This is a genomic window from Colwellia aquaemaris, assembly GCF_057548755.1.
This window is the reverse complement of record NZ_BAAJLV010000001.1, coordinates 1037812-1050149: the sequence shown is the minus strand read 5'-3', so window position 1 is coordinate 1050149 and position 12338 is coordinate 1037812. Positions and strand designations below refer to the sequence as shown.

Below are 12338 nucleotides of genomic sequence, written 5' to 3'. Positions count from 1 at the left end.
TGACTATAATTTATATTTTCATTAGACAAGGGTCACTATGAAAAAGCTCCTATTACTTATTGTATTGCTCTTCACTTTAATACAAAACAGCTTTGCAGCAGATGCTGCACCTATAGCTTCACCTTATGAAGTTATTAAAGTAACGGGTAATAGCCTTTTTACAAAAATTTCTGATAACCAAGACGCTTTAAAAAAATTTCCTGAATTAATGCGTGAAATTGTTGAAGAAGAGCTAATGCCGTCTGTTGATTATAAATACGCAGCATTTAAGATTTTAGGTAAGCACTTAAGAAAATCAACAAAAGAGCAAAGAGCAAAATTTGTTACGGCAATGCGCTCATACTTAGTTCGCACCTACGCTGGTGCCTTAACTCAGTATAATAATCAAAAGGTGATATTTGAACCTGGCACTAAGCTAAAAGCAAATGTAAAGTCCGCGTCTGTTGATGTAAAAATTATTGATTCGGGTAAGCCGGATATAAAAATAACCTTTCAAATGCGTAAAGATAAAAAATCGAAACAATGGAAAGCATACGATATGGTTGTAGAAGGTATTTCTCTTGTTAGCAGCAAACAAGCTGAATTTAACCGAAAAATATCAGACTTAGGTTTAGACCAAGTAACGCTAGAACTGGCTTCTATTGCCAAGTAGTGCTTCATAAGTTACATACACACTCCTGTGCATCCATGCACTCGCGACATACCGTACATCCTGTACATAAAAAGCCAGTAAACGCTGGCTTTTTTATTTGCCGCTCAATTTTCCTAAATAAAAGTTAATATGCTGTATAACTAACAGTATTTTACTGACACTTTTTAAGTTGCCCTAAAATAAATCGCTCTTCTGCTAAGTTTTGTGTGAACGTGAGAGCAGTAGTATAGTAGCTACTTGCACGTGTTAGTTTTTTTTCTTGTAAATACAGTGCAGCTAACGCAGTGTGATAATGGCGATAGCCTTCAAGTTCACCAGCTAGGTTTTCTATTCTTAAAATTGCTTCAGCGCTACTGGTAAAATTAGCCCGTGCGACTTCGGCATTAAGCTCAATTATCGGATTATTTTGTATGGTCAATAATTTTAGATATAAAGCATATATTTGACGCCAATCTGTTTCAGCAAAATGTTTCGCATTGTTATGAAGGGCGGCAATTGCCGCTTGAATTGCATAAGGCGTTCCACCACCGAGTAACAAGGACTTTTCCACTAAAATATTAGCTTCATAAATATCCGATTTCTGCCATAAATTACGATTTTGATCTTCTAGAAGCACTAATTTTTGGTTTTCATCAACTCTCGCGGGTAAGCGCGCATTTTGGTGTAGTAATAATGCCAGCAAACCTATAACCTCAGCATTTTCACGCACACATGAATGTAAAATTCGGGCCAAATGTATGGCACTTTTACAAACTCGCTCATCAACGAGCTTATTATTGCTACTGGTAAAATAGCCTTCATTAAAATACAAATAAATAACTTTTAATACCGCGTCAATTCTTGCGGGCCATTCTTGAACATCAGGAATTTTATAGGGAATATGCGCTGTTGAAATTTTCACTTTTGCTCGTGTTAAGCGCTGCTCTATCGTTTTCTCTTTCTTAATTAATGCACTTGCTATGTCAATTACTGACAAGCCTAAAACATGCTTTAATGTTAATATCAGTTGAGTTTGTATATTTAATGAAGGGTGACAGCACGTAAATATAAGCCTGAGTAAGTCATCCTGATAACTATCAAGAAGCGCTTGCTCTGTTAAATCAACCTCATAGCTTTGTTCATTGTCATTATAACTATCGATAAAACGGCCATCTCGACGTACTTGGTCGATAAATTGATTCGAAGCGACTTTTACTAACCACGCTACACCGTTATCAGGCATATTTACTTGCCATTGCTTTAATGCCTTTACAACGGCTTCATGCAGTAAGTCTTCCGCGATCATGACGTTACTAAACTGGTAAATGAGTTTAGTAAGTGCCTGCGGATAACAATTTTGAATTTTCTTTTTTATTGTTTTGCTGGTCATGCTAATGGGTCAAATTTTTCAGCCACAAATTAAAGTAATTTAATCACGTGAGTGCTTCCACACTCGCGTGTTTTTTACTTGCTGATTATTCAAAAACCATAATTGGCCGTACTTCAATACTGCCATATTTAGCGGAAGGTATTTTTTTCGCTAACGCCAATGCGTCATCTAAAGAATCACATTCTAATAAATAGTAGCCACCCAATTGCTCTTTAGTTTCAGCAAATGGCCCGTCAGTTAATAAGGCTTCATGATTTCTAATACGAACGGTTGTCGCGGTATCAGTTGACAATAAAGCATCACCAGCAACAAAATGACCACTGTTTTTTATCTGCTCCGTAAAGGTCATATACTCCTGAAATATTTCATTATTTTCACTTTCGTCTCGACTTGCTTGTAGCTTTTCATCTTCGTAAATTAAACAGAGAAATTGCATTTGTGTTACTCCTTAATAGATTAATTTGATTATTCGATTAGCTAATTAATTTTATTAATCGCTACCCTTTAGACGAATGACACAGAATAAATCCTACACAGTTTATTATTAATAATAAAAATCACTGGTATTTACCTTTCTATTGAATTTAGCACTATACTGATAAAATAACTCAAAATTGCACTATTAATGATGCTTGCTCCTGAACCTACAAAAAATGAAGAATGTCGATTAGCATCTTTAAAATCTCTTAGAATCCTTGATACAGATCCTGAGGAAAGGTTTGATCGTGTCACTCGCCTCGCCAAAAAACTCTTTAATGTACCTATTGCCTTAGTTAGTTTAGTGGATGAAAAACGGCAGTGGTTTAAATCTTCTATTGGTTTAACGGCCACAGAAACTCCACGAGATATTTCATTTTGTGGGCATACCATTCACGACAACTATACTTTTGTTGTTGAAAATACCGCTCTCGACACGCGCTTTTCTGATAACCCACTTGTTGTTAATGAACCATATATTCGATTCTATGCGGGGCACCCAATATCATCGCCCTCAGGTGAAAACATTGGAACATTATGTATTATTGATACAAAACCTAGAGCTTTGAGCAATGACGACTTAGCTGCGTTAACCGACCTTGCTGCTCTTGTTACAAGTGAATTTTTGTCTATTCAACATGCAACTATGGATGAACTAACCAATATAACAAATAGAAGAGGGTTCAAGCGTTTAGGACAACATTGTTTAGATATGGCAAACAGACAAAACAGGCCCTGCCATCTTGTATATTTTGACCTCAACAAATTTAAGTTATTTAATGATAATCATGGTCATTCAACCGGCGATAAAGTACTAAAAATATTTGCGGAACAAATGAAGAACACTTTTCGAACATCTGATATTTGTGCTCGTTTTGGAGGCGATGAGTTTACGGTACTGTTAAATGACGTAGAGCCACACGCTGCCCAACAAGCAGTTAAGCGTTTTGCAAATAACTTAATATCAGTTAGCAAACACTTAGACTTACCTTATCAAATTACATTTTCACACGGTATCGTTAAATATGATCGCCATAAACATATTGATATTGAGCAACTGATTAATGAATCTGACCACGCAATGTATCAAAATAAAAAAAACGCTAACCATTAAATACAGCTGTTTCAGCGATAAATAAGCCCTGATTTCTCCTCGCACAAGGTTATATATTTTAATTTTCAATACAGAAATTCAATTAACGACTAATATTAACCTTATGATATTAAATAAGTCTGCACCACCTTACTAAGTGGTTACATTGAAATAAACCTTTATATGTTAACAACGCCACACGGTTAAAAGAGTGGCAGTCAAACCCTCAAGTTTCAGATGATAAATTTAACAGCTATTTAGGTTTTCCACTATATTGGCCGAATGGCAAAATTCTCGGCACTATTTGTGTAATGGATTTTGAAATTACCCACTATGACAATAGATACCATAGATTACTTAAACACTTTAAAGACATGGTAGAACGTGAACTGACATTACTCGGGGAAAACTTACACATAGAACAATTATCATATAAAGACGATTTAACCGGCTTACTTAATCGCTGCGGCTTTAAGGACAAAGTAAACAAACGACTAAAGCTTGCTCATCGGCACAAAGAAGATGTTCTATATGCTATTACGATCTTGATGAGTTAAAAGTGATCAATGATAGTTATAACTTAAGGTACATAGCGATTGAATTAACTAATCTTTATGGTCCAATATAAATTGAACAAATGCCTTAAGAGTTCTGTTCATCATTAAATTTGCCGGATAGACTAAAGATGCAGGTAGCGATTCAAATTCATATGCTTGCAAGACAGGTACAAGCTCCCCGGTTAGCAAATACTTTTGCGTAAGAAATGACGGTAAATACGCAATACCATTACCTTTCGCGGCTATTCTTGCAGCGGTTTCGCCATTGTTAGTGTCAGTATAACTTGTCAATTTTACATATTGCTCTTTATGATTTTCATAGTATCGCCATTTATTTGGTTGCCGATTTGAACTATCAGTTATGCATAAATGCTTAACCAAATCGCTAGGGTGCTCAGGCTTACCATGCGTTTCAATGTAGTGAGGGCTAGCTACAAAATTAATATCAACGGCTTTATAACGCCTAGCAATATAGCTCGAATCTTCTAACTCCCCCATTCGAATGCTTAAATCAATACCTTCTTCAACCATGTTCACGTAACGATTAACAAACATCCACGACACTTTTACTTGTGGGTTTTGCTTTAAAAACTCACATGCAGCGTCTAAAAAACCTAAAGCTTCAGAGCCTTGTGGCGCTGACACTTTAACCTGCCCTTTTAATGTGCCATCAAGCGCTTCATCTTTACTTTCAAGTAATTCAATTTTTTCGGTTATCTCTCTAAATTCTTTATAGTATTGCTCTCCTTCAGCTGTAAGGTGCATCGCTCTAGTTGTTCTATACAAGAGCTGACAACCAAAGTGAGACTCTAAATCAGCAACCTGCCGGCTGATTGCTGATGTTACAATATTCAATTCTCTTGCTACGGCAGTAAAACTATTTTTATCAGCCACTTTAATAAAAGTGTTAATTGCTTTTAATAAATCCATTTTTCTTTTCATAAGAACAATCATTTCTTTTTGACGTTATTTATCTAATTTAAATCACTAAATATAATAATTTCAAGTTAAATAAATACTGATTTAAACATATGGAGAAAATTATGAAAATTTTACTAGTTGGTGCATCTGGCACAATTGGTCAAGCAGTAGCAAAAGCATTATCGAACAATCATGAAGTAATCGCAGCTAATTATTCAGGTGGTGATATTAATGTTGACCTTGGAGATCAAAACTCTATAGCAGCAATGTTTGAAAAAGTAGGGAAAGTTGATGCCATCATTTCAACAGCCGGTGTAGCAAATTTTGCTCCATTAGCTGAATTAACAGATGCCGATTATGTATTAGCACTAGCCAACAAATTAATGGGGCAAATTAACTTACTACGCTTAGGCAAAAGTTACCTAAACGAAAATGGCTCAGTTACCCTCACTTCTGGCATTTTATCTCGCCAGCCTATGCAAGGAAGCGCGGTTATATCTATGGTGAATGGCGCTTTAGAAAGCTATGTTAAAGCTGCATCTTTAGAGTTGGAGAACATACGTATTAATGCTGTCGCTCCAATATTTGTTAAAGAAACCATGGCTATGATGGGGATGGATACTGAAGATGGCTTATCTGCAAAAGAAACTGCCAATGCTTATCTTGCTTCTGTTACCGGAACAATGTCAGGCCAAACTTTAGATGCACCCGACTACGTATAGCCGAACTCACATAAACTTGTTTATTAATATCGCAATGGTTCAATAGATGAACAAGTTTATGTTTTACGCAACTCAAAACCCTTTTTTGAATATATATTTGGAGAATCCAATAAGTGAGTTAGCTCTCAAAAAACAAAAACTTATCCTATACACACATTTTGCATGCTACAGCTAAATTACCTATTTTAACTGCGCGAAAAAACTTCTAGTGCTTGCAATAAGCCTTTAGTCAATTAAAAACCTAGAAGTTTTATCGTTTAAGTTAAAGACTAGCTACTTAAGTTCAAACCTAATAGCATTAGTCATTATTAATAAGCCCTTTCAAGCCATCTAACGCAAAACTGGGTAATGCAAAGGCAGCACGATGTAAATTTGCATTGTAATACTCAAAGCTTAATTCGCTGTCACTGACGCGTTGGGGATCAAAATCAGCACATGGATGATATTTTTTCGAAGCAAACGTAAAGCTCCATAGCCCTCCTGGGTATGTTAAATTGCTAAAGCTATACAAGTAACATTTTGGAAATACAGCATTTAAAACTTTAAGTAAAGATTGCTGAATGTCTAGTGCATACCAAGAAGACTCCCCTTGAGAAACAACAATGCCATCATCAGTTAAGCAGTTATATACATCTTGATAAAACTCTTCACCAAATAAAGGTTGAGCAGGACCAATAGGATCTGTGCTGTCGACAATGATAACATCAAACTTTTCATCAGTTTCTTTAACAAATTTAACACCATCACCAATGATCAAATTCATTTTGGGATGATCTAGCTGTTTTGAAGTTTGCGGGATGTGTTCTCTACAGGCGTCAACCACCATAGCGTCAATTTCAACCATAGTACACTTATCAACATTAAGATGACGCAATACTTCACGCGCTGTACCACCATCGCCGCCGCCAATCACCAATACATTTTTTGGCTTTGGATGGACAAATAACGGAACGTGGCTGATCATATCGTGATAAGCAAACTCATCCCGTTCAGTTACCATAATTAGACCATCATTAAGTAACATTTTGCCATGGCCTTTGGTTTCCACCACATCCACAGTTTGAAACTCACTTTTTCCAGAAAATAACACTTTTTCAACTTTAATTCGCAAACCTAAGAAGTCTGAGAATTTCTCTTCTATCCAGAGATCAGAGTGCATGACTTACTCCGTTTATATCAATTATTTTTGCTTGGCTAAAGCAAGTTTGTGGTTTAATAAAATTAGCAAAAGCGACTTGATAACCGTTAGTTAAATCACTTTGCACCAAGGACTGACTCACATACTCACTTGGAATATGTGCTTTAGTTAACACATAAAAATCAGCTTCATTAAAGGTTAATACATCAAATGATGCAGGCGATAAAATGCCTAAAATTTTTGGTGCCATTACCAACAAATTAATATTAGATTCAAAGCTAACGTAACTACTGCCTTCTTGCGGCGTTACATGTATGGTTAAATACTCGTTGCCTTTAATGGCATTGAGTGAGTAGCCAAAGGGCTGAAAAACAAAGTCATCGATAATAAAGCCGTCTAATAACTCATCAATCGCCAAAAATTCTCTGATCTCCTGGGCAGATAAATTAGGCGTTGTTAACGCTTTTGATGCTTGCGCACTTATTTGATAAGCCAATAATTCATAGGTTTTATCGTATTGATTCGCAATAAAGCCATTTTCTTGATGAAACACATAAGTATGATGGCTATCTAGCTCGCCAAAACGCAGCGCTTTACCATCAATGTACTTACCCAATAATTTAATATCATCACCAAAACAGCTTAACTGCTCGTGAGAAAAATACTCATTTTTACGTTGATAAATTACCTGTTTAATTTTCTCCTGACCTACTTGCTTAAGAAAGTACTCAACTGAGTTAACTAGCTTAGTTACACCGCAGGTTAATATAAGAATACGATCTGCCCAGACAAACAAGCTGGATTCAGATAACAAAAAGGCTTTACATGTTTGATTACTAATAGTTGAAAGAATTTTTGCGTGGCATTGCTCCACAAGCGTGACCCAAAAACTATCGTCTATATCGTTAAGCAAAGAAATCTGCTCACTATCTATAATAATCTCTGCCTTTTTTTCAGAGCCTTCAAAGTACACCCTAAGTACCCCATAAAAAACAAAAGTAGGCAATTTTACAAAGGTTTTGACTTTTTGGGAATAAAAATTGCTATTACCTAAGATTTATTTACTGATATTATGCCGCCAGTTTTAACTTGAGTAAGGTTGCGAGATGTTGAGCAAGGTTAAAAAAATAAATGTCTCTCTTGAAGAACCCACCATTCCCTATGAGTGGAGCAAAAACACACTAGATATTCATACAAATTCAGTTCACCTAATAGGCTTTGGTTTTGATGGCACAGCTTGCTTTCGCAAGGGCACTAGAGCGGGGCCCGATGCATTACGTGCAGTATCCGATGGTATTGAATCATATTCCCCCTATCTAGACTTGGATTTAGAGGATGTCAGTTTTTATGATCTAGGTAACTTATCAACTCAGGTTGATGAACAAGAGAGTGAACACGCAACCATTGAAGCCCAATGGCAAACAGCTACTGATGACTTTTTTCAGTTATTTTCAGATGCAAAACTCAAAAACAATAACATTAAAGTGCTTACCTTAGGTGGTGAACATTCTATTTCCTATGCACCACTTAAAACCTATTTAGCCCAATACCCTGATTTAGTGGTTATTCATCTCGATGCTCACGCCGATTTACGTGATGGCTATTTAGGCTTTCACTACTCTCATGCTGCCATTATTCGCCGCGCCTTTGAGCATTTTGGTGAGCAACACCAGTTAATTCAATATGGTATTCGCTCAGGCACAAAGGAAGAATATCAGTGGATGTCACAGCACAATAGCTTAAAACAAAGCAGACAGGCATTTTTAGCAAGCATTGAAAATATAGACAACACTAGGCCAATTTACCTGACTTTTGATTTAGATTATTTTGATCCTAGCTTTTTCCCAGGTACAGGTACGCCAGAGCCCGGCGGTGAAGATTTTCACTCATTTATTAGCTTATGCAAAATTTTACGAGGCAAAAACTTTGTGGGCTGCGATGTCGTTGAGCTGTCACCTGAAATTGATAGCACAGGTAATAGCGACGTGTTCGCCGCCAAAGTCGTACGCGAACTTATTCTTTGCTTAAATGAAAACCACAATTGAGAATCCCATCATGAGCAAACAAACAAATCAAGCTAACCAAACAAAAGCATGGAGCATTGCTGATGCGGAGCATCTTTATCGAGTAAAGCGCTGGAGTAACGGCTATTTCGACATAGGCGAATGTGGCAATTTGATGGTTATTCCTCGCTATAACGAACCGAATTTAAAAATCAACATGCGTGAAGTGATTGATGAGATGCAAGCTAAAAACATCACCTTCCCTGCAGTGATCCGTTTTCATGACATCTTGCGATCACAAGTTGAACTAATCAATAAAACCTTTCGTAATGCAATAGAAGACAGCGACTATGAAGGAAAGTACTTTGGCGTTTTTCCGGTTAAAGTAAACCAAATGCGTGAGGTTATCGAGGAAATTGTTGATGTAGGCAATCGCTTTAACTATGGCCTTGAAGCTGGCTCAAAACCAGAGCTAGTGGCAGCCCTAGCCTACAACACTAACAATGAATCGCTGACCATATTAAATGGCTATAAAGACGAAGAATACCTGCGCTTAGCCTTACTGGGCAGAAAAATTGGTCGCAAAGTCGTCATTGTAATTGAAAAGTTCAGTGAACTTAACATGCTGATCAAACTTTCCAAATCATTGGACGTTCGACCAATTATAGGCTTACGAATAAAGATGATGGTAAAAGGTCGTGGCAAGTGGGAAAGCTCAAGTGGTGAACGTGCTAAATTTGGTTTAAGTATTGGTGAGATATTAAATGCCATTAGCTTATGCGAAAAAGAAAACCTACTTGATTGCGTGCAATTGCTCCATTTTCACATAGGTAGTCAATTAACAGATATTCGTGCCATTAAAGAAGCGGTGCAAGAAGCTGCCACGGTATACACCCAATTAATAAAGCGTGGCGTACCAATACAGTACGTTGATGTTGGCGGCGGCTTAGCCGTAGATTACGATGGTTCGCAATCCACAAACGATTCCTCTTGTAATTACGATTTAAACCAATACGTTGCTGATATTGTCACGGGTTTTAAACAAAATTGTGATTTACAGTCAGTACCACATCCGCATTTAGTCAGTGAAAGTGGCCGAGCTATGACTGCACATCACTCCTGTGTTGTCACGAAAGTCATTGGTGAAATTAATCCTGGCGGAACGCAATTTTCTACCAAGAAAGCCACTGGCGAACATATTATTGTCAGTAATATGCGAGATATCTTTCAAGGACTCAATAATGAAAATTACCAAGAAGCCTACAATCATATTGTGCCGTTGAAAGAGCAAGCAATACAGGCATTTAAACTAGGTGTATTGTCGCTTGAAGAGGTGGCTAAAACGGAAAGCCTTTATTGGGGGACGCTCAATGCAATAGAGAGCATTATTGAACACCTCAATTTTATTCCTGAAGAGCTAAAAGAAATTCCTGAATTGCTGTCTTCGCAATATTTAGCTAATTTCTCTGTATTTCAATCAGCGGCTGATTCATGGGCGATTGAACAAGTACTTCCCGTTGTTCCTATTTCAAGGTTAAATGAAAAACCCAACAAACTGTGTAGCTTGGTGGATATCACCTGTGATAGCGATGGCAAAATAGATAAGTTTATCGGTGAAGAAACTGTCGCTAATAACGTGCCTTTACATAAACTAAATAAGGATGAAGATTATTTTATTGGCTTGTTTTTAACTGGCGCTTATCAAGATGTTATGGGGGATATGCATAACTTATTCGGCCGTTTAAACGAGGTGCATATAGTTAGTTATGATGATGATCCGAAAGACTTTTACATTGAAGAAGTAGTACAAGGATCTTCGATGGAAAATGTTTTATCTACTATGCAATATACGCCAGAAATCATGGCACAATCGGTAAAACGTGCTATTGACAGAAAAATTCAGCAAGGACAAATTAAACCTCGTGAGGGTGTGGACTTAATCGACTTTTATGAAGATTGTTTACGCGGCTATACTTACTTAAAGTATTGATTTTTATTATCCTTAAAAATTAAACTTAAAATATTATCTGAGCGATATCAGACAATATTTAAATTCAATTAAGTTAACGCGTATAAGCAAAGGGTAATATCAAATGTTATTACCCTTTTCAATAATCTACTTCTTGTGATTCTGGGTGATTGCCAGAGAAAATACTGGTGGAGTATTCACTTTACAAAGCAATAAGATCTTTATATATACTATAGGTCAAGTCGTCCAATACTGGGTATATTCTGGCGGAGGACTGATTAGTGATTACGCTAATACCAATCGATTTTTCTGGATATATAACAAGAATATTTTTTGCTTTTGTGATCCCTCCATCATGTCGATAATGTAAATCATGATTCTGATTTGAAATAATCCACCAAAAATAGCTAATCCAATAATTTTTATCTATTTCGTATAGTTTTCTATGTGATTCTTTGACAACATCATCATTGCTAAGCTGATAACTAATATATTTTAATAAGTCCGCAGTGGTTGACTTTAAAGCCCCTTCCGCTCCCCACAGACCGTTGGCCAAGTTAGTTTCAGGTGCAGGTGTGTTTAATAAATACCCATTTGCTAGCCTGTGTTGTTTATCACTAGGTGTGTGAAAATGTGTGTCTTCCATCTTTATCTTAGTTATCACTTCATCAATTATCAGCTTTTGAAAAGATTGGTTAAACACTCGTTCTAAAATATAACCCATTAAGTTGCTACCTGGATTAGAATAATTGAAACTACTGCCAGGTTCATCAGCAAGACACAACTTTTCAAGTTCTGCAAAGAAGTTCACTTTAGTTTGTTTATCTTCAAAGCCAAGATATTGCTTGCTAAATTCAATTTCATTAAGATCTGTTCGAGTTTCATTGAAGCCTAAAAGGCCGCTAGGCAGGCCACTAGTATGCGTTAATAAGTGCTTTATTTTAATAGCATTTCCTTGGTACTCTAAGTTGGAGTATGATTTAGGTAAGAACTTCCTTATATCATCTTCTAGGTTTAGCTTTTTTTCTAAAATAGCTTTAGCTGCTAATGTACCCGTAAAGGTTTTTGTCACTGATGCAATTTCATAGATAGTCTCATCTGTTGGTTTATCCCCTTTGTTTTTTGTCAACTCACCATAATGGTATGTGTATGGTGCACCATTAATATATATACCAATAGATAAGGCATTAATTAGCTCATTTTTTAATGCCTTACTAGCATTTATATCGATGGATTTTCTTACTCTCTGTTCAAGTAATTTTTTTGTAATTTGATGGTTATTAGCTGAATTTAATTGCTGGTTCTGACCATAACAATTTAAACAAACTGCAAATAATACAAATGATTTTAGGTATATTTTTATCATTTCATGCTCTATTAATTAACTGGAATAATTAAGTTAGCACTAAAGTCAGAAAAAAAAGTCCGACTATGTAA

Annotated in this window: 11 protein-coding genes; 5 read left to right on the top strand and 6 right to left on the bottom strand. The window is 36.4% G+C overall.

The genetic code is table 11. The features are described 5' to 3' along the window. The first annotated feature begins 37 nt into the window (after positions 1–37). Positions 38–652: an MlaC/ttg2D family ABC transporter substrate-binding protein gene (locus AC27HL_RS04625; RefSeq protein ID WP_487079284.1), complete on the top strand. Its 615-nt coding sequence runs from the start codon at positions 38–40 to the stop codon at positions 650–652. Between the two features lie 151 nt (positions 653–803). Here AC27HL_RS04625 and AC27HL_RS04620 read toward each other — a convergent pair whose 3' ends face one another. Together AC27HL_RS04620 and AC27HL_RS04615 are read right to left on the bottom strand one after the other, a co-directional pair. Beyond that, positions 804–2021, bottom strand: a complete 1218-nt coding sequence (locus AC27HL_RS04620) for an RNA polymerase sigma factor (protein WP_487079282.1) — start codon at positions 2019–2021, stop codon at positions 804–806. A gap of 85 nt (positions 2022–2106) precedes the next feature. Next, the gene (locus AC27HL_RS04615; protein ID WP_487079280.1) at positions 2107–2457 is read right to left on the bottom strand and encodes a YciI family protein; all 351 of its coding nucleotides are present in this window, start codon (positions 2455–2457) and stop codon (positions 2107–2109) included. A gap of 189 nt (positions 2458–2646) precedes the next feature. On the opposite strand from AC27HL_RS04615, the gene AC27HL_RS04610 reads away from it, so the two are divergent. Beyond that, positions 2647–3612 (top strand): sensor domain-containing diguanylate cyclase, encoded by a 966-nt coding sequence (locus tag AC27HL_RS04610; protein WP_487079278.1) that lies wholly within the window; start codon positions 2647–2649, stop codon positions 3610–3612. 584 nt (positions 3613–4196) lie between these two features. On the opposite strand, the gene AC27HL_RS04605 is transcribed toward AC27HL_RS04610, so the two are convergent. Beyond that, entirely contained in the window at positions 4197–5078 is an 882-nt protein-coding gene (locus tag AC27HL_RS04605; RefSeq protein WP_487079276.1) for a LysR family transcriptional regulator, read from the bottom strand. A gap of 113 nt (positions 5079–5191) precedes the next feature. Between AC27HL_RS04605 and AC27HL_RS04600 the strand changes: the two genes are divergently transcribed. Then, positions 5192–5791 carry a short chain dehydrogenase gene (locus AC27HL_RS04600; protein WP_487079274.1) on the top strand — a complete coding sequence of 200 codons (600 nt, stop codon included), beginning with the start codon at positions 5192–5194 and terminating at the stop codon, positions 5789–5791. 298 nt (positions 5792–6089) lie between these two features. Here AC27HL_RS04600 and speE read toward each other — a convergent pair whose 3' ends face one another. Together speE and AC27HL_RS04590 are read right to left on the bottom strand one after the other, a co-directional pair. Further along, positions 6090–6950, bottom strand: a complete 861-nt coding sequence (gene speE / locus AC27HL_RS04595; protein ID WP_487079272.1) for a polyamine aminopropyltransferase — start codon at positions 6948–6950, stop codon at positions 6090–6092. Beyond that, complete coding sequence (locus tag AC27HL_RS04590) at positions 6940–7902, bottom strand: adenosylmethionine decarboxylase (protein WP_487079270.1); 963 nt, start codon at positions 7900–7902, stop codon at positions 6940–6942. The genes speE and AC27HL_RS04590 overlap by 11 nt, the downstream gene beginning before the upstream one ends. A gap of 133 nt (positions 7903–8035) precedes the next feature. Here AC27HL_RS04590 and speB point away from each other — a divergent pair, with 133 nt between their 5' ends. After that, complete coding sequence (speB, locus tag AC27HL_RS04585) at positions 8036–8974, top strand: agmatinase (protein ID WP_487079268.1); 939 nt, start codon at positions 8036–8038, stop codon at positions 8972–8974. Positions 8975–8984: 10 nt separating this feature from the next. Continuing rightward, a complete protein-coding gene (gene speA, locus AC27HL_RS04580; protein ID WP_487079266.1) occupies positions 8985–10922 on the top strand; it encodes a biosynthetic arginine decarboxylase in 1938 nt (645 codons plus the stop codon). A 181-nt stretch (positions 10923–11103) separates the two neighbouring features. On the opposite strand, the gene AC27HL_RS04575 is transcribed toward speA, so the two are convergent. After that, positions 11104–12267, bottom strand: coding sequence for a serine hydrolase domain-containing protein (locus AC27HL_RS04575; RefSeq protein WP_487079264.1), 1164 nt, complete (start codon positions 12265–12267; stop codon positions 11104–11106). Positions 12268–12338 lie beyond the last annotated feature (71 nt).